Below are 17,547 nucleotides of genomic sequence, written 5' to 3'. Positions count from 1 at the left end.
GGCACCTGGATCGCAGCCGTCATCGTCGCGATGCTAGCGCTAGTCTTCGTCCAGGGCCTCGTGACTAACCCCAACTATCAGTGGCCGGTCGTGTGGCTGTACCTGCGCGACGTCAAAGTCATTACTGGTATCGGTTACACCATCGTGCTGACCTTCGCAGCGATGCTCCTCGGAACCGCCGTAGCTCTCCTCATGGCCATGATGAGACAGTCCCGCAATCCCGTATTGCGTGGTGTCTCACGGGCATACATTTTCGTGTTCCGGGGTGTGCCGGTATACACCCAACTGGTGTTCTGGGGTCTACTCGCAGTGTTATATCCCACCCTGTCCATCGGGGTGCCCTTCGGCGGTCCACAACTTGCCAGCATCGAGACAGAAAAAGTCGTCACGGCGCTCGCAGCCGCGATCATCGGTCTAGGCCTCAATGAGGGTGCCTACCTAGCCGAAATCATCCGCTCGGGTCTGGAGTCCGTTGATGCCGGTCAGTCCGAAGCGGCCAAGGCCTTGGGTATGAAACCGTCCCTCATCATGCGGCGCGTCATTATTCCTCAAGCGATGCGGGTCATCATCCCGCCGCTGGGCAACGAGACCATTGGCATGCTCAAGACAACTTCGCTGGTCCTTGCCGTGCCCTTCACTCTCGACCTGCAGTACGCCACCAGTGCCATCGCCAACCGCATCTACGCTCCAATCCCCCTGCTCATCGTCGCTGCCTTCTGGTACCTGGTTGTGACGAGTGTCCTCATGATCGGGCAACATTTCCTCGAGCAGTACTTTGGTCGCGGATTCAACGGGAAGTCTTCGTCGAAGCGGCTGCACCGCCAAGCTGCCATCCAGGCGGCTGGAACTACACATAAGAACATTGCCCTGGAGGTCGAGCAGTGAGCACATCCACCGAAGCATCTGCAAGCGCTGAACCAATGGTGCACATCACCGGACTGCACAAAGAGTTTGGGCCCCTGCATATCCTCAAAGGAATCGACCTCGACATCGCCCCCGGTGAAGTCTGCGTCTTGCTCGGCCCATCAGGTTCGGGCAAGTCCACCTTGTTGCGGTGCATCAACCAGCTGGAAACCTTCGAGGCCGGGGAAATCTGGGTCGGTGGTGAACGCGTGGGCTACCAGCGCGATCCGCTCCCCGACGGCCGACTCGAGAAGCTTTCTGACAAGGACATTGCCGCCCAGCGCGCCCGCGTTGGCATGGTGTTCCAGCGCTTTAATCTCTTCCCCCATATGACCGCTTTGGGCAACGTCATGGAAGCCCCTATCAAGGTGTTGGGGCTCAACAAGGCGGACGCTAAGTCGCTGGCCATGTCCTTGTTGGATCGTGTCGACATGGCCGATCGAGCTGACCACTACCCCGCTGAGCTGTCCGGCGGCCAGCAGCAGCGGGTCGCCATTGCCCGCGCGATGGCCATGAAGCCCGAGCTCATGCTCTTCGACGAGCCCACCTCGGCCCTTGACCCCGAGCTCGTCGGGGAAGTGCTGAGCGTCCTCAAGGATCTGGCTGGCGAAGGCATGACGATGATCGTTGTGACCCACGAGATGGGATTTGCCCGCGAGGTCGCCGACCACGTCGTGTTTATGGACGGCGGAGTCGTTGTCGAAGCCGGCTCCCCCGATCAGGTTATTGACAACCCGAAGTCCGATCGCCTGCGCGGGTTTATCAATTCCGTGCTGTGAGGTGTCGTGACGTCATGACACAGTGGCAGTGTGCATGACAATCAGATGATCAGGCTCGGCCAATATCTCAAGTTCGCCAATCTCGCCGAGAACGGCGGGCAGGCCCGCGAACTCATCGCATCAGGCATGGTCAGCGTCAATGGCGAGGTGGAGACCAGGCGGGGACGTCAGCTCCACCCCGGTGACGAGGTGAGGGTCACAACCGGCGAGCAGACCGTCACAGAGACTGTCGATCTCACCGAGCCCGATATCTCCTGGTAATTCTGCGCAAACCTATTGACATGGTGAGTGGCCTGAACCATATGGTCCAGGCCACTCACCATGCACAGGATCTTAGCGATCAGGCCGCTTTTGCTGCCTCGACCGCCTTGCGGGCATCAACGATGCCGGTACCGCAACCGGACTTGCAATCGGCCGGATTCACCGACTGCTTGAGGATCTCTTCGATCTTCGCAGGGGTGAGTTTCGGGTTAGCGGCGACCATCAGAGCCACAACGGCGGAAACGTGCGGGGTGGCCTGGGACGTGCCCTCCATGTAACCGTAGGCCGGGGCACCGGGGGTCGTCTTGCCATTGTTTATGGTCGACAGGATGAGGTCACCAGCGTGGTCGTCACCGCCGGGAGCCGACAAGTCAACAGCCGAACCGTAATTCGAGAAGTACGACTGGGCGCCACTCTGACCGGTTGCTCCGACGACAACGACGTTGCGGCAGTTGGCAGGCGTCGACTTGCTAGCGTCCATCGTCTCGTTACCGGCTGCCACGACGACGGTGGATCCACGAGAGACGGCCGCGTCAATGGCTCGCTGGTAGCTGATCGGGCAGTAGTTGGACCGACCACCGAGGCTCAGACTAATGACCTTGGCAGGGTTCTGGTTAGTGGGAACACCCGGGACCTCGCCGCCGGAAGCCCAGGTGATGCCGTCGGCAATGTCGACGTCGGTTCCACCGCAGTGGCCTAGCGCTCGCACCGGCAGAATCTTGGTATCTGGAGCGGCCCCGGCAACGCCCATACCATTGTTGGTCGAGGCGCCAACGATGCCCGCCACGTGGGTGCCATGCCACGACGACGGGACGTCACGTCGGGAACACGTCCCCGCCCGAGTCCAGTCGCCCTCATCAGAGGGATTCGAATCGCGACCATCCCCGTCACCGGCGACGTTCCGGTCGGAAACGAAGTCGTAACCGGGCAGAACCTTGCCATCCAGATCCGGATGCTTGGTGATACCGGTGTCAACGACGGCCACCGTCACTCCGGATCCTGTGCTGGTTCCCCATGCGCCGGGAGCGTTGATCCCCTTCTCAGAGTTCAAGCCCCACTGATGGTCCCAATACTGGTCGTTTGGAGTTGACGACACTGCGGCAGGACGGGCACCGGTGTTCTCATTAATCGCCATGTGCAAGACGGGCTCAACGGACTCCACCTCTGGGCTGCGCTCGATCTCAGAGGCAAAGGCCTTAGCCGCCGCGGCATTGAGTCCTTGAGAAACCTGAAGCGACATGGAGTTGTTAGCACGAGCCAATGACTCAGTAATGTGGGCGCCTCGCTCCTTCGCAGCACGATCCACCGCCCCTCGTAGAGACGTGCTGGCTGCCCGCATCACGGAGGCGGTACCGGCCACCTTCGAAACGCCCAGAGCAGAAGCCGAACGATCCTTGAGATGGACGACGAACCCGCTGGTGGACTGCGTGGAATCGGAAGTGCGTAGCGGTGAGGTAGTGAAGGTGGGAGCGGCGTTGCTGGGGACGGCGGTCGCGGCAAGTGATGCGCCAGTGATCGCACAGAGTACCAGAGTCAACGTACGGCGTGATGCCATATATTCATTCCTTTCAGTTTGCTAAGGGTGAAATAAATTTACGGTAACAGCGAGCCGTTATCTAGACTTATCTGGAAACTTCTCACATGTCGGTCGAGAAACCTTTCTGCCGCACGAGTGGGTTAGTCTCATCCCTGAATGTGTTCACCGCATGACGACGTCGGGAGTACTGAGCACCCCGACCAGTCACTTCTGGTGGCCATTCCCCCAAGCTCAGGACCCGCTGGTCAACTCTCCCTGGGCCCATGGGAGGTTGGGGACGGCGCGAGCGAAGGCACGCAGGATCTCCTCAGCCCCTTCCAGAGCGCTCGTAGCCTCAATGCCCAACCCAGCCTCGATGCGCGCTGCCGTCTGTTGGACACTGGGATCGGTATCAAGAGACTCCAAGATCTCGTTGCGAACCATATTCCACAGCCATTCCCGCTGCTGCTCGGTACGACGAACCCGCAGGGAACCGTCCTTCTCCAGATATGCACGATGGTCGACAATCGCCTGCCAGACGTCGTCGAGGCCCTCCTTGGTGTACGAGGAGCAGGTGAGCACTGGAACGCGCCGCTTATCCGCGTCAGAGGAGACAAGCTTCATCGCAATCGAGAGGTCTCGGGCGGAGACTCGCGCATTACCCGCATTGTCGCCGTCGGCCTTGTTGACCGCGACGACATCGGCAAGCTCCAGGATACCTTTCTTAATGCCCTGAAGCTGGTCACCAGTACCAGCAACCGACAGCATAAGGAAGGTATCGACCATTCCGGCAACGGCGACTTCAGACTGGCCAACGCCCACGGTCTCAACGAGGACGACGTTGTAGCCAGCCGCCTCCATGACGATCATGGCCTCGCGAGTGGCACGGGCAACGCCACCAAGGTGGCCGCCCGAGGGCGAGGGTCGGACAAATGCCTTATCACGGTTAGCCAGATCGCCCATCCGGGTGCGGTCACCAAGAATCGATCCACCGGTTCGCGTCGAGGAAGGATCGACGGCCAGGACTGCAACCTTGTAGTCAAAATCGTCAATAAGCTTGCCGCCGACGGCGTTAATGAAGGTGGATTTACCCGCACCCGGAACGCCAGAGATGCCGACTCGGATGGCATCACCGGTGTGCGGAGCGAGCTGACGCAACATCTCGCGCGCATTCTCACGATGAGCCGGCTTGCTCGACTCCACCAGAGTCAGCGCCTTGGCAATGTGCTGGCGGCTCCCGGCCAGAACTTGCTCAACCAGTTCGGGGACGTCGATCGGCATGATCACCATTTCCTTCATCGGGCGGGTACCTCTACCGTACCGCCCGAGGAGGACGTTTACGGCTGTGGCCCCATCCCGCGTGGATTTCCGCAGCATGCCAACGTCAGGAAACCACGAGGCCTCCGGAACCTAGGTTCCGGAGGCCTCGTTCAGGTTAGCTCATCGGACTCAGTCGTCGTTGTGAGCGGCGAGCAGCTTCTCCATCAACTCAACGGCAGCGTCCGGAATGACAGTGCCAGGCGGGTAGATGGCCGCCGCGCCGTCCTTACGCAGCTCATCGAAGTCCTGGGTCGGGATGACGCCACCAACGACGATCATGATGTCGGAGCGACCGAGCTTGTCTAGTTCCGTGCGCAGGGCCGGCACCAGAGTGAGGTGTCCAGCGGCCAGCGAAGAGACGCCGACGACGTGGACGTCGCCCTCAACAGCCTGCCGAGCAGTCTCCTCCGGGGTCTGGAACAACGGGCCGACGTCAACGTCCATCCCAAGATCGGCATACGCGGTCGCGACGACCTTTTGACCACGGTCGTGACCATCCTGGCCCATCTTCGCGATCATGATGCGCGGACGACGGCCCTCCTTCTCCTCGAACTGCTTGATGAGCTCGTGGACCTTCTTGGTGGACTCGGAGTTGCCGGCTGCCTTGCTGTACACGCCCTCAATGGTACGGATCTGGGCGGTGTAACGCCCGAAGACCTTCTCCATTGCATCAGACATCTCACCAACAGAAGCGTCGGCGCGACCAGCATCGATGCACAACTTGAGCAAGTTACGATCAGGATCGCTCGGGTCCGGGTTGGCGGCTGCCCAGGTGAGCTTCTCCAGAGCGGCCTGGCAGGCCTCCTCGTCGCGGTTGGCGCGAAGCTGCTCGAGCTTGGCCTTCTGCTCTTTGAGCACCTGGGTGTTGTCGACCTTGAGGACCTCGAGGGGTTCCTCCTCATCGAGACGGTACTTGTTGACGCCGATAAGGGGCTGACGACCCGAGTCGATACGGGCCTGGGTACGAGCAGCGGCCTCCTCGATACGCATCTTCGGGATGCCCTTCTCGATAGCCTTGGCCATGCCGCCGGCCTTCTCAACCTCCTGAATGTGAGCCCAGGCCTTGCGGGCCAGCTCGAGGGTGAGTTTCTCGACGTAGGCCGAACCGCTCCAGGGATCGATGACCCGGCAAGTGCCCGACTCCTGCTGGATGAACAGCTGAGTGTTTCGCGCAATACGAGCGGAGAAGTCGGTCGGCAGGGCGATGGCCTCATCGAGGGAGTTGGTGTGCAGGGACTGAGTGTGCCCCTGGGTCGCTCCCATGGCCTCCACACAGGTACGGATGACGTTGTTGTAGACGTCCTGAGCGGTAAGCGACCAGCCAGAAGTCTGCGAATGGGTTCGCAGACTCATCGACTTCGGATTCTTCGGATTGAACTGATGCACCAGCTTGGCCCACAGCATACGGGCCGCACGCATCTTGGCGACCTCCATGAAGAAGTTGGTGCCAATGGCCCAGAAGAAGGACAACCGTGGTGCGAACTGGTCGACCTGCAGGCCCACCGATTCGCCGGAGCGAATGTAGTCGACGCCGTCGGCCAGGGTGTAGGCCATCTCGATGTCGGCAGTCGCGCCAGCCTCCTGCATGTGGTAGCCAGAAATCGAGATGGAGTTCCACTTCGGCATGTTCGCGCTGGTGTACGCGAAGATGTCGGAGATGATCCGCATAGAGGGCAGCGGCGGGTAAATGTACGTGTTACGAACCATGAACTCTTTGAGGATGTCGTTCTGGATCGTTCCGGCGAGCTGCTCAGGCTTGGCGCCCTGCTCCTCGGCGGTAACAACGTACAAGGCAAGGATCGGCAGCACCGCGCCGTTCATCGTCATGGACACCGACATGCGGTCCAGCGGGATGCCCGCGAACAGCTCACGCATGTCCAGGATGGAGTCCACAGCCACACCGGCCATGCCGACGTCACCGGGAACACGCGGATTGTCGGAGTCGTAACCGCGGTGCGTCGGCAAATCGAAAGCAACCGACAGGCCTTTCTGGCCGGCGGCCAGGTTACGGCGGTAGAACGCGTTGGACTCTTTAGCAGTGGAGAATCCGGCATACTGACGAATCGTCCACGGCCGGAAGGCGTACATGGTGGCGTACGGACCGTGAGTAAACGGCGGCAGACCAGCGTAGGTATCCAGCCAGTCCATGTCACCGTAAACGTCCTCGGAGTACAGATGACCAACCGGAATCTGTTCTGGAGTAGTCCAGGGCTCCTGCTCGCCGGCGGCCGCGGCGAGCTTGGCGAACTGCTCCTGCGCATCCGCAGGAACCGGAGAGTCCCCGAGGTTGATGGAATCGAAACGAGGCAGGGTGGTCACTTGGCAACTCCCAACGTGTCCAGAGTAGTGGTCAGGACGTCCACGACGTCCATCCCGAGGTAGATGCGCCCGTCGACGACCTTCTCGGCCTCGGCAGCGTCATCACCGAATTCCTTGAAGGCACCTGACAAGTAGACCAGCTTGGCGCCAGCCTCCTTGAGGGCCTTAGCGACCTCGAGGCCCTGAGCCGCGTAGGTCTTAGCGTTCGAGCACAGGTCGGCGACCTCAGCACCAGACTCCTTGAAGGCCTTCACGACCTCCTCAGTGGTGCCTCCCTCGCACTCCGGGGTCTCCATACCGGCGATGTGCCACACCGGGGCGGAGAATCCCTCGCGGGGACCGAAATCGCGGCGGGTCCCCAGACAGGCCAGGAACACCTTCGGCCGCTCGGAGCAGGTGGCGGAACGATCGACGAGACTTTCGAAGACCTCAGAGTCACGGTGCCATGCCAGACCCTTGCGCTCGGCAACGTCGGGGCAGGGCTTGGTTTCAACAGTCTTAGCGTCGAGCAGCGGGAACTCACTTACGGCCGTAATCGGCTGCTTGCGAGTAGCGAGTCGCTTGGCGCGCTCGGTGTTGAGTTTGTCGAGCTCGGTACGAACATGGTCGCCGGTGAGAGCGGCAACCATGCCACCAGCGGCCTCGACAGCCTGGAACTCAGCCCACCCGGCCGCTTCCAGCTTCTTGGTCAGTGCCTCGACGTAGAAAGAGCCACCCGCCGGGTCATTAACGCGGCCAATGTTCGACTCCTCGGCGAGAATGATGCCAGTGTTGCGGGCGATACGACGAGAGAAGTCGCTCTTCGGCAGACCAATAGCGGCGTCGAAGGGCAAGGTCGTGACCGCCTCGGCGCCACCGACAGCAGCGCCGAAGGTTGAGATCGTGCCGCGAAGGATGTTGACGTAAGGATCGTCGCGAGTGAGCTCACGCCAGCTGGTGACCGCCTCTTGACGGGCACCGCGCTTAGCAGCCGGCACTTCGAACACCTCGCCAACGCGGTTCCACAGAGTACGCAGGGCGCGCAGCCGGGAAATAGTGAGGAACTGGTCGTGGGTGGCCGAGACGCGGAAGTTGATGGAATCGAAGGCCTGCTCAGCCGTCAGTCCCTGCTCGATGAGAGCTCGGACGTACTCGACGCCGGTTGCGATAGCCCACGCGAGCTCATGCACGTCACCAGCACCGGCGTTGTGATAGATCGTCGCGTCAACGACGAAGGGGCGGGAATTCTTGTAGTTCTCAGTCTTCTTAACCCACGTGGCCATCCCAGACAGGTCCGGAGTACCACCGTTGAGGGCCGCAAACCCGATCGGATCCAGGCCGAGGTTGAACGACAACTTGTCAGCGTCGATCTTGGACTCGGCGTAGACGTCCAGGAGAGCCTGAGCAGCGACCTCTTGATCGTCACGGCTAGAAACCTCAACCTTAGCCAGGTCGAGCAACACATCCTTGAGGTCGCCGGCAATGTCCTCGGGCTTGATAGCGTCAGCTCCGACTCGCAGCCACAGGGACGTCACGCCGCGCTCAAGGTCAGCGATGACGGCCTTCTTGGTGAATGCGACGTCGGGATCCTCGTGAAGGGCCCGAACGTCCCATGCGTCCATGCTGCCTTCACGGATCGTCGTGCCACGAGTGAAGGGCGGCACACCCGAAACACCGAGTTTCTCGGGGGCATCCTGACGCCGGTACATCGGCTCGATCTGGATGCCGTCGACCGTCGTCGGCTCGAGGCGTTTCATTCCCTGCTCTATGTTGAGTTCCTTGCCCTCGGGGCGACCTCGGTTCAAGACCTTGAGGACCGCGTCCTCCCACTGTTCATGGGTGACCTTCGGGAAGTCCCCGGCCAGGCTCAACTCCTCAGGCATCCTGTCCTCGACGGACTTGGATGCGAGGTTGTCAGGATCAGTCATTCGTTAGACTCCTGCTCCGCTGCGGATGGTTGGACGACCTCGGCCGGCCCTCGAGACCTCGGACGCTGTGGTACACGCGGAGTGCACCACACGCTCTGGCAGGTATTCGGACTCATGGGCACCTCGTCTGCCGACGAGTCCTACGTCACCGCTTCCCAGACCGAAGCCCAGTGCTTGATCGACGCCAACCCGATTCGAAAACCGGATGAGCGACGATGGTGATGTCGTTCCCACTCACCGCTGCGGGGCAGTTCCGGAGTTTCACCGGATTCCCTCTTACCGCCTCAAAATCCTAGGAAGGATTTCTCAGCACCAGCAGGTACGATACTAGGCCGCGCACAACCAGCTCCCTGCAGCGGGGTCACATGTGCACGATTGTGCATATGCCAGATGAACGGCCGCTCACTCCCTGCCGCGAACCTGCGGGTACTGGGCCTAGCTAGCCGCCTTAGAGCCATGGCACCCAGCACTCATCAGTCATTTACTAGGGGCCTAGGAGATGTTAGCCTCCCGGTGACGGCAGCTAGGCCACTGACGAGGAGGTCAATCATGGCATTGCAGGAAATCGAATTCACTTCGCGCAATGGACGCGACGCCATCCAGGCATGGGCTTACGAACCAGTAGGAACGCCGGCGGCCGTCGTCCAGATCGTCCACGGTCTGGGTGAGCACTCACGCCGCTACCTGCACATGATTTCGGCTCTGCTAGATGCGGGCTTTGTCGTCGTCGCTGACGACCATGCCGGCCACGGTCGCACCGCCATGCAGTCGGGCCATTGGGCTGACGCGGGCGACAACTCCGCCGAGGTTGTCATTTCCGACGAGCTCACACTGCAGCAGCAGTTGGCAGGCCAGTTCGATGATCTGCCCTGGGTGGTCTTCGGCCACAGTTGGGGCTCCCTGATTGCCCGTGCGATGGCTACCCGCCCCAACGCCCGCCTCGACGGCTTAGCGCTAGGCGGCGTCGTGGCGCAGCTGCGCGGCCTCGAGACCACCCTTGACCACGAGGCGCTCGCGAAGGCCATGGCGACCAACCCGGCCGGTCCCGCCCCCGAGTCCCTCGTCGCCCAAATGTTTGACGGATTTACTGATCGCTTGAGCGAAGGCGACGGCCCCACCGGCTGGGTGGCTCGCAACAGGGACGTCGTTGCCGACCACGGCAAAGATAAGTTCAATAACTTCGGTGCCCCAATGAGCACGCGCTTCCTGCAGGGTTTCTCCGACATCTACGACATGGCTAACGGGGAAGGCTTCTATGCGGCGATGCCGAAGATCCCCATCGCCCTGTTTGCAGGCAGCGAGGATCCTGCCGGCAACTTCGGCACCGGCGTGCAGGCTGTCGCACAACGCCTGCGAAGGGACGGGCACGACGTCGAGCTGCACCTCTACGACGGCCTGCGTCACGAAGTGCATAACGAACCCGAGTCACGTGCCGACGTGGAGCACAGCCTTATCGCTTTCGTGAATCGGGTGGCCGACATTAAGCACTCGTGACGGTGCTTGCTCAAAACCAGCCCTACAACACAGCGTTGTCGATGGCCGGTGGAATGCGACCGATACCGTGCGCCACGCCATCGCCGTAGACTCGTGGGGACCCACCGAAAGGACCTCTCGTGAAAATCGCCGTTGCAGGGCTGGGCTATGTCGGCATGGCCAATGCAGTACTGCTTGCCCAGTACAACAGCGTCGTCGCTATCGATATTGACGCCGAGCGAGTCGCGATGGTCAACCACGGACACACGACGATCGTGGATCCCCTTATTGCGCAGTACCTGGCCCATCACGACCTGGATCTGCGCGCTACGACTGATCCTCAGGAGGCATACCGGGGGGCAGATTTCGTTATCATCGCCACCCCAACTAACTATGACCCCGACCAGAACTACTTCGACACCTCAAGCGTCGACGGTGTTCTTGACCTGGTCCAGGAACTTGCTCCCCAGGCGACAATCGTCATCAAGTCAACGATTCCAGTAGGTTTCGTCGAGGGTGTCCGCAAGGAACGCCCCGGGCTCGACGTCATCTTCTCCCCCGAGTTCCTGCGAGAGGGTAAGGCCCTGTTTGATAACCTCCACCCGTCGCGCATCGTCATCGGGTCCGACTCCCCCAAAGCCCACCTTTTTGCCGACCTCATGACCACCGGAGCTATCGACGCCGATATCCCGGTGCTCTTCGTCGGTGCCACCGAGGCCGAGGCCATCAAGCTTTTCGCCAATACCTACCTGGCGATGCGAGTGTCCTTCTTCAATGAGCTCGACACCTATGCCTCCCAGCGCGGGCTATCTACCCGGCAAGTCATTGACGGGGTCTGCCTCGATCCTCGCATCGGCAACCACTACAACAACCCGTCTTTCGGATATGGCGGCTACTGCCTACCGAAGGACACCCGGCAACTGCTAGCGAACTACCAGGACGTGCCACAGACCCTCATCCAAGCCATCGTCGACTCCAACACGGTGCGCAAAGACTTCATCGCCTCCGACATCATCGCCAGGGACCCGAAACGGGTGGGGATCTTCCGGCTAGTTATGAAGGCAGGATCTGACAACTTCCGATCCTCCTCAATCCAAGGCGTCATGAAGCGCATCAAGGCCAAGGGCATCGAGGTGGTCGTCTACGAGCCGACGTTTGACGGCGACGAGTTCTTCCATTCGGCAGTCACCAAGGACCTTGGCACGTTCAAGGCTGATTGCGACGTCATCATTGCCAACCGGATGTCACCGGACTTAGCCGACGTCGCTAGCAAGGTCTACACCCGGGATCTCTTTGGCGGCGACTGACTTGGGCGACGCCGACCATAAGGGTCACCCCCGGCTAGACCAGACAACCTGACCGGCTTGCCGAATGAGAGCCGAGCAGCCGTCACGCACATCGAGTTCCACGACGAGAGGCTCTATCCCCGGCACTCCGCTGCGGTAGACGTAGCGTTCGTTCGTGAGTTCCAAGGCCTGGGTGCGAGCGTCCACCAGCCACGGGTGACGGCGCCGTAGACCGAGTAGGTCTTGGTGAGCGCGCAGGGTGTCTGCGCCGAGGTTCGACAGATCCGCCGGCCTAGCCGGGAAGACCGGGCAAATGTCGTCGTCGCCACCGATCCTCTCCTCTTTGACTCCGCGATAAGCCAGCTCGTCCCCGTAATAGATGAGCGGGATACCGCCAATGGTGGCCAGTATCGCGGTCGCGAGGATGGCGCCGTCCTGCCCCACCTTCGAGGCAATGCGGGTGACGTCGTGGTTGCCGACGAAAGTCATCGGGGTGAAAGCGTCGCTGAACTCATTATGACGGCCTAGAGCGTGATCAAGCTCGAAAAAGTTATGGAACTCGATGGACGACCATATCGCCTTCCATAGCTCGTACTGGGTGACCGAATCCATCCCCGAGGTCCGGACGATACCCGCGTAATCGCCGTGAATGACTTCACCGAAAATCCACACGTTGGGGTGCTTCTCGCGTACCGCGGGCAGCACCGCAGCCCAGAACTCAGGGTTGACGCAGTAAGCAGCGTCCAGTCGCCAACCGTCAACACCCCGATCACACCAATAGTTCATGACCTGGGTGATGAGTTCCCGCACTGCGGGGTTATCGTGATTAAGGGTGATCAGGCCGCCATGACCTTCGAAGACGTCGAGCTGCCCGTCGCGCCAGCGAACCATCCGGCCGGCCTCTGAATCTGGCCCAGCATTTTGCGCATCCTGCGCGATGTGGTTGCGGCTCGAGACATGGTTGAATACCCCGTCAACCAGCACTGACAAGCCACGATCATGGGCTGCCTGAAGCAGGTGATCGAAGTCAGCGTCGTCACCGAGCCGAGGGTCGATCGTGAAGTAGTTCAAAGTGTCGTAGCCGTGGCTAGCCGAGGAGAAAACCGGCCCCAAGACCAGACCGGAACAACCCAATGCCACGACGTGGTCGAGCCAGACCTCCAGATGACCGAGGCGATGACTCACCTCCTGAGATTCCAGGTGCATCGGGGCCCCGACGAATCCCAAAGGATAGACATGCCACCCAATAAGGTGATCAACCCATTCGGGCCGCTGAGCCATGATGCCTCCCCGTTGTCACAGCCGATCAATTACCACTGTCCATCATGTCAGTCGTGCTGAAGATCGGCCGTCGAAAGATCGGCACGAGGCGCTTTGGTGACGATCTTGTGACCGAGCCACAGCATCAGGAATACCGGAATGCTGATATAGGCGACGATCATGCCGGTGACATCACCGCTGAGAACTGCGTGACGTCCCTGGCCGAGGGTGACGATGACGCACAGCGCCCCAGCAACAATCGGTCCAGCCGGATACCAGCGCGCCCGGTACGGCAACTCGGATAGGTCGTGTCCCTGGGCCAGAAAGGCGCGTCGGAACTGAATGTGGCATATCGCAATACCGATCCATGCAATGAATCCACACAGACCGGAGATATTGACCAGCCAAGTATATGCCTGACCTGACCCCACCAGAGAGGTAGCAAAACAGGCCGCACCGACCAGGGTGGTGACGATAAGGGCCGGCACCGGAACACCCCGTCGATTAGTGCGACCGAAAATCCGGGGGGCTTTGCCCTCACCCGCCAACGCATAAAGCATTCGGGTAGACGCATAGAGGCCAGAATTACCAGCCGAAAGCACCGAGGTGAGGATGACCGCGTTCATAACAGCCGCCGCACCAGCAACCCCGGCCCGCTTCAAGACCAGCGTAAACGGGCTGACAGCAACATCGGTGACCTCACCAGCGAGCAGGTGCGGGTCCGTATAGGGCAGCAACAAACCGATGACGGCGATGGCACCGATGTAGAAGATCATGATCCGCCAGAAGATCTGACGAGTGGCCTTGGGAACCGTCTTTCCGGGATCTTTCGATTCTCCAGCAGCAATGCCGATGAGTTCGGTGCCCTGGAAGGAGAATCCAGCGATAAGAAAGACGGTCATAATACCGCCGAACCCATGAACGAAGGGCGCGTCACCTCGATGCCAATGAGATAACCCAGGCGATGTCCCCATAATCCCGGCTATCATAAGAATGCCAAGCACCAGGAAGACAATGACCGCAGTCACCTTGATAATGGCGAACCAGAACTCACTCTCACCATATGCGCGGGCAGATAAGACGTTCAAGAGGAAGAGGAGCGCTAGGAAACCGACCGACCACATCCAGGCCGGTACTCCAGGCCACCAGTAGGCCATAACGATGGAAGCAGCAGCCAATTCAGCGGCGACTGTGATGGCCCAGTTGAACCAGTAATTCCATCCCAATGCGAAGCCGAAGGAAGGCGAGACGAATCTCGTGGCGTAGGTTTCGAATGCGCCTGGCACCGGGAGATAGGAGCTCATCTCACCGAGAGACTGCATCAGCAGGAAGACCATGAGGCCCATAGCGAGGTAGGCGACCAGGGCTCCGCCTGGCCCAGCCTGGGAGATGGTGGCACCAGATGCCACGAACAGGCCAGTACCGATAGCCCCGCCGATTGCGATCATGTTCATATGGCGCGAGGAGAGCCCGCGCTTCAATTCGCCATCCATGGTGGTCCTCAGATAGGAGCGCCCCGCCCTGCTGAGCGAAGCGCCCGCTACTGTACCGCCCTCGGCCAACCCCCTATCCAATACCCCGTATGCTGAAATGCGGCACACGTACAGGGGCGCTCCGGCACCATGCCGAAACGCGCCCCCTCAATACCACCGGGAATCAGGCTTTGGATGTGGCCTCGAGGGCAGCGTCGTAGTCCGGCTCAGTGGTGATCTCATCAACGAGCTGGGTGTAGGTTACCTTGCCCTCGGCGTCCACAACGATGACGGCGCGCGCCAGCAAGTGCTGCATCGGACCGTCAGCGAGGGTGACGCCAAGGTCCTTACCGAAATGAGAACGGAAGGCGGAGGCGACGACGACGTTTTCAATACCCTCTGCACCACAGAAGCGAGCCTGAGCAAACGGAAGGTCACGGGAAACACACAGCACGGTCGTGTCATCGAGTCCGGCAGCCTTATCGTTGAAGGTACGAACACTCTTGGCACAGACACCGGTGTCGATGCTTGGGAAGATGTTGAGGACGAACTTCTTGCCCTTGAGTTCGTCGCTCGTCAGCTCCGAAAGATCAGTCTTGACAAGGGTAAATGACGGCAGCGCAGACCCAACCTCAGGAAGATCAGCGACAGTGTTGACGGTTTGTCCCTTAAAAGCAGTAGTGGCCATAATCACACCTTATGCAGGTGTAGGCGCTAACCACGAGGCTCTAGGGGATCATTCAGTCCCGAGTGAACAGGTCCGAGGCTGCGTCAAGCGCGCTCACCTCATCATGGGTCAACGTGAGTTCGGTTGCCGCCAGCAATGAACCAAGCTGATCAACAGTGCGCGCCGAAGCGATGGGTGCGGTAACCCCTTTAGCCAGTAACCACGCCAGCGAGACCGAGGTCACCTCGACGCCGTGGTCTCCGGCAATCTGACGCAATTGATCGAGAACAGCGAAAGCCGCCTTCTCGTGCTCGGCGTCAGACAGATAGGCCGCCACCATGGATTCCCGGGCAACACCATGCAGGTCGCCCCGGGTAGCGTACTTGCCGGCGAGAAACCCCGACGCCAACGAAAAGTACGGGAAGAGGGCCAGACTGTACTCACCGGCTAGCTGACCGTAGCCCTGCGGATCCTCAACGTCTGCGCGATGCAACAGGCTGTACTGGGGTTGCAATGCCACTGGCTTGGTCAGCCCCTCATGCTCGGCCACCTCAAGCCACTTCTGCTCGCGGGCCACGGAGAAATTCGATAGGCCAACCCAGCGCACCTTGCCAGCCTTAACAAGCTTGTCGAAAGCCGCTGCCATATCCTCGATTTGCTGGGTGTCGTCATCGAAGTGGGCATAATAAAGATCAATGTGGTCGGTATGGAGTCGGGCCAGAGAGGCGTCAACTGCGGCAGCGATGTTCTCAGGTGCCAGGCCCTTGAACTCTGGATGGGTTGCGACTTTCGTGGCGATGACGATGTCGTCACGTCGACCGCCCTTCTCCAACCACGAGCCAATGATTCGCTCAGACTCGCCCCCGGTATTGCCGTCGACCCAGTGGGAGTAGCCGTCAGCGGAGTCGACCAATGAGCCCCCGGCATCGAGGAAAGCGTCCAGGATGGCATGGGAATCGTGCTCGTCGGCCGTCCAGCCAAAGGTATTGGCCCCCAAAACCAACGGCCTGATGTCCAGATCTGTGCCAGGGATACGAGTCATGAGACCTCCTAGACGATGCCCGGGATCAGGAACGGTCGACCAGATCGATGTCGACCATGATCTCGGTGGCAATGGATTCCAGTTCCGAGCGTAGATCGTCGAGGGTCGTCGCGTTCGTAATCCGGCACTGCACCTGCGCCTCAAACAGGATGCCATCTCCCATCGGAGCCTCACGCAACCCCGTCGACAGATCATCGATGGTGACCCCGAGGCGGGCCATAGTGGCCGTCACTTTATGGATGATGCCCGGATGGTCATGGCCGACGAGGTGAACCACCAAGACAGCTTCGCTCTCATGCTGCCGCGCGGTGGTATTAGTCACAGTGACCCGCAGACCCTTGGCCTCAAGACCGCCTAGGTCAGCTGTGAGGACATCAACCTTGGCATCTTCGACGTCAACGAGGACAATCCCAGCGAAGGCACCAGCGAGCCGCGCCATACGGCTGTCAAGCCAATTACCGTCGTAGCGGGCAACAATTTCTGACACGTCGGAGACAAGCCCGGCGCGGTCCGCGCCGACCGCGGTGAGAAGGAGTTGAGTCATGACACGAGTCTACGCGACCCCGGTCACCACCGTGCCCTAGTAGTCGCAGTGGGCCCATCAAACTCCGTGAAGCCGGCATCAACAACCCTCACCCGAGCAACATCAGCGTCCCAATGCTCAACCGTAGGCGTGACGACGCGAACCCGAAACTCGTCGTGACGCCAGGCATCCAGGGCATGGCGGTCATCGTCATTACCGGAGCTCATAGCTTCGTGAGCAAGCTGGGCAGCGTGGCCACACTGAGCGCAGGCCTTGCCGGTGGTCATCTCGATGCGAGGGTTAATTTCTATCGTCACAACGGGTTCGGTAGTGATGGAGTCGCCGTCAGCGGGCAGATTGGTGCCGGCAACCTGGAGTTTGTCGATCTGCTTGGGCTGGGGATGCACCGGAGCCGGGACGAAGGCCCGCACCCTAGCTGGGCCAGTGTCGGGAGCGGCGTCCGAAGGTGGATCTTGGCTGACGGTGATGCCGTCGCAGACCTGGACGTCCTCCCACCTCTTGCCAGAGGCACGGCGGACGATTTTGCGGATGCGCTTGTCAGACCACTGCCGCACAGCGTCATGCCATGGGCCTCCTGGCTGGGTGCGAGGGTCATCAAGAAGGAAGACGACGGCCCGCGCTGCCGCCTCACAAGCATCCACCTGACGCGCCGGGTGACGTTTGTCACGAAGTAACACCAATTGCATCGCCCAGGGATCGGGTTCGTGGTCAGGCGTAGTCACCCATCGTAGGCTACCCTCCGAGCCGGACAACTAGTGAGGGTGGTCGTCGTCGCGGCCGCACATCTGCAAGACTCGC

At 60.5% G+C, this 17,547-nt stretch carries 15 protein-coding genes and 1 riboswitch; of the genes, 5 read left to right on the top strand and 10 right to left on the bottom strand.

Annotation, left to right across the window (positions count from 1 at the left end):
* Positions 1 to 30: 30 nt before the first annotated feature.
* Genes A5483_RS03105 through A5483_RS03095 form a run of 3 tightly spaced genes read left to right on the top strand, consistent with a single transcriptional unit; the run spans position 31 to position 1,943 of the window.
* Positions 31 to 885 (top strand): amino acid ABC transporter permease, encoded by an 855-nt coding sequence (locus A5483_RS03105; RefSeq protein WP_338152042.1) that lies wholly within the window; start codon positions 31 to 33, stop codon positions 883 to 885.
* A 35-nt stretch (positions 886 to 920) separates the two neighbouring features.
* Positions 921 to 1,682: an amino acid ABC transporter ATP-binding protein gene (locus A5483_RS03100; RefSeq protein ID WP_042842889.1), complete on the top strand. Its 762-nt coding sequence runs from the start codon at positions 921 to 923 to the stop codon at positions 1,680 to 1,682.
* Positions 1,683 to 1,727: 45 nt separating this feature from the next.
* On the top strand, positions 1,728 to 1,943 hold the full coding sequence (locus A5483_RS03095) for an RNA-binding S4 domain-containing protein (protein WP_063811043.1): 216 nt from the start codon (positions 1,728 to 1,730) through the stop codon (positions 1,941 to 1,943).
* A 79-nt stretch (positions 1,944 to 2,022) separates the two neighbouring features.
* Here the strand turns inward: A5483_RS03095 and A5483_RS03090 are convergent, their stop codons facing one another.
* The 4 genes from A5483_RS03090 to mutA form a co-directional block, all read right to left on the bottom strand.
* Positions 2,023 to 3,498, bottom strand: a complete 1,476-nt coding sequence (locus tag A5483_RS03090) for a S8 family peptidase (protein WP_063810999.1) — start codon at positions 3,496 to 3,498, stop codon at positions 2,023 to 2,025.
* Between the two features lie 213 nt (positions 3,499 to 3,711).
* Positions 3,712 to 4,758, bottom strand: coding sequence for a methylmalonyl Co-A mutase-associated GTPase MeaB (gene meaB / locus A5483_RS03085; protein ID WP_002549299.1), 1,047 nt, complete (start codon positions 4,756 to 4,758; stop codon positions 3,712 to 3,714).
* Positions 4,759 to 4,908: 150 nt separating this feature from the next.
* Positions 4,909 to 7,098: a methylmalonyl-CoA mutase gene (gene scpA / locus A5483_RS03080; RefSeq protein ID WP_002549363.1), complete on the bottom strand. Its 2,190-nt coding sequence runs from the start codon at positions 7,096 to 7,098 to the stop codon at positions 4,909 to 4,911.
* On the bottom strand, positions 7,095 to 9,005 hold the full coding sequence (gene mutA, locus A5483_RS03075) for a methylmalonyl-CoA mutase small subunit (protein WP_063810998.1): 1,911 nt from the start codon (positions 9,003 to 9,005) through the stop codon (positions 7,095 to 7,097). Before mutA ends, scpA begins: the two co-directional genes overlap by 4 nt.
* Positions 9,006 to 9,085: 80 nt before the next feature.
* Positions 9,086 to 9,337, bottom strand: a riboswitch (cobalamin riboswitch).
* Between the two features lie 217 nt (positions 9,338 to 9,554).
* On the opposite strand from mutA, the gene A5483_RS03070 reads away from it, so the two are divergent.
* The gene (locus A5483_RS03070) at positions 9,555 to 10,499 is read left to right on the top strand and encodes an alpha/beta fold hydrolase (RefSeq protein ID WP_002549440.1); all 945 of its coding nucleotides are present in this window, start codon (positions 9,555 to 9,557) and stop codon (positions 10,497 to 10,499) included.
* A 155-nt stretch (positions 10,500 to 10,654) separates the two neighbouring features.
* On the top strand, positions 10,655 to 11,785 hold the full coding sequence (locus tag A5483_RS03065) for a nucleotide sugar dehydrogenase (RefSeq protein ID WP_241497672.1): 1,131 nt from the start codon (positions 10,655 to 10,657) through the stop codon (positions 11,783 to 11,785).
* Positions 11,786 to 11,809: 24 nt separating this feature from the next.
* On the opposite strand, the gene A5483_RS03060 is transcribed toward A5483_RS03065, so the two are convergent.
* The 6 genes from A5483_RS03060 to A5483_RS03035 all read right to left on the bottom strand — a co-directional run bounded on the left by A5483_RS03060 (position 11,810) and on the right by A5483_RS03035 (position 17,435).
* Complete coding sequence (locus A5483_RS03060; RefSeq protein WP_063810997.1) at positions 11,810 to 13,045, bottom strand: alpha-amylase family protein; 1,236 nt, start codon at positions 13,043 to 13,045, stop codon at positions 11,810 to 11,812.
* Positions 13,046 to 13,092: 47 nt separating this feature from the next.
* Positions 13,093 to 14,517, bottom strand: a complete 1,425-nt coding sequence (locus A5483_RS03055) for an amino acid permease (RefSeq protein WP_002549444.1) — start codon at positions 14,515 to 14,517, stop codon at positions 13,093 to 13,095.
* Positions 14,518 to 14,680: 163 nt separating this feature from the next.
* Positions 14,681 to 15,184, bottom strand: a complete 504-nt coding sequence (tpx, locus tag A5483_RS03050) for a thiol peroxidase (RefSeq protein WP_063810996.1) — start codon at positions 15,182 to 15,184, stop codon at positions 14,681 to 14,683.
* A 52-nt stretch (positions 15,185 to 15,236) separates the two neighbouring features.
* Positions 15,237 to 16,205, bottom strand: a complete 969-nt coding sequence (locus A5483_RS03045) for an aldo/keto reductase (RefSeq protein WP_002549333.1) — start codon at positions 16,203 to 16,205, stop codon at positions 15,237 to 15,239.
* A gap of 25 nt (positions 16,206 to 16,230) precedes the next feature.
* Positions 16,231 to 16,749, bottom strand: coding sequence for a glycine cleavage system transcriptional repressor (locus tag A5483_RS03040; RefSeq protein WP_002549344.1), 519 nt, complete (start codon positions 16,747 to 16,749; stop codon positions 16,231 to 16,233).
* A 23-nt stretch (positions 16,750 to 16,772) separates the two neighbouring features.
* On the bottom strand, positions 16,773 to 17,435 hold the full coding sequence (locus tag A5483_RS03035) for a peptidyl-tRNA hydrolase (RefSeq protein WP_063810995.1): 663 nt from the start codon (positions 17,433 to 17,435) through the stop codon (positions 16,773 to 16,775).
* Between the last annotated feature and the right edge of the window lie 112 nt (positions 17,436 to 17,547).

The sequence above is a fragment of the Cutibacterium namnetense genome, assembly GCF_001642025.1.
Lineage (GTDB): Bacteria > Actinomycetota > Actinomycetes > Propionibacteriales > Propionibacteriaceae > Cutibacterium > Cutibacterium namnetense.
This window is presented reverse-complemented; position numbering and strand designations above follow the sequence as displayed.

What these genes read in the sequence shown, in the direction of transcription:
- A5483_RS03105 (WP_338152042.1), top strand. Translation starts at nt 31, where the DNA reads ATGCTAGCGCTAGTCTTCGTCCAGGGCCTCGTGACTAACCCCAACTAT.
- A5483_RS03100 (WP_042842889.1), top strand. Translation starts at nt 921, where the DNA reads ATGGTGCACATCACCGGACTGCACAAAGAGTTTGGGCCCCTGCATATC.
- A5483_RS03095 (WP_063811043.1), top strand. Translation starts at nt 1,728, where the DNA reads ATGATCAGGCTCGGCCAATATCTCAAGTTCGCCAATCTCGCCGAGAAC.
- A5483_RS03090 (WP_063810999.1), bottom strand. Translation starts at nt 3,498, where the DNA reads ATGGCATCACGCCGTACGTTGACTCTGGTACTCTGTGCGATCACTGGC.
- meaB (WP_002549299.1), bottom strand. Translation starts at nt 4,758, where the DNA reads ATGAAGGAAATGGTGATCATGCCGATCGACGTCCCCGAACTGGTTGAG.
- mutA (WP_063810998.1), bottom strand. Translation starts at nt 9,005, where the DNA reads ATGACTGATCCTGACAACCTCGCATCCAAGTCCGTCGAGGACAGGATG.
- A5483_RS03070 (WP_002549440.1), top strand. Translation starts at nt 9,555, where the DNA reads ATGGCATTGCAGGAAATCGAATTCACTTCGCGCAATGGACGCGACGCC.
- A5483_RS03065 (WP_241497672.1), top strand. Translation starts at nt 10,655, where the DNA reads ATGGCCAATGCAGTACTGCTTGCCCAGTACAACAGCGTCGTCGCTATC.
- A5483_RS03060 (WP_063810997.1), bottom strand. Translation starts at nt 13,045, where the DNA reads ATGGCTCAGCGGCCCGAATGGGTTGATCACCTTATTGGGTGGCATGTC.
- A5483_RS03055 (WP_002549444.1), bottom strand. Translation starts at nt 14,517, where the DNA reads ATGGATGGCGAATTGAAGCGCGGGCTCTCCTCGCGCCATATGAACATG.
- tpx (WP_063810996.1), bottom strand. Translation starts at nt 15,184, where the DNA reads ATGGCCACTACTGCTTTTAAGGGACAAACCGTCAACACTGTCGCTGAT.
- A5483_RS03045 (WP_002549333.1), bottom strand. Translation starts at nt 16,205, where the DNA reads ATGACTCGTATCCCTGGCACAGATCTGGACATCAGGCCGTTGGTTTTG.
- A5483_RS03040 (WP_002549344.1), bottom strand. Translation starts at nt 16,749, where the DNA reads ATGACTCAACTCCTTCTCACCGCGGTCGGCGCGGACCGCGCCGGGCTT.
- A5483_RS03035 (WP_063810995.1), bottom strand. Translation starts at nt 17,435, where the DNA reads ATGCAATTGGTGTTACTTCGTGACAAACGTCACCCGGCGCGTCAGGTG.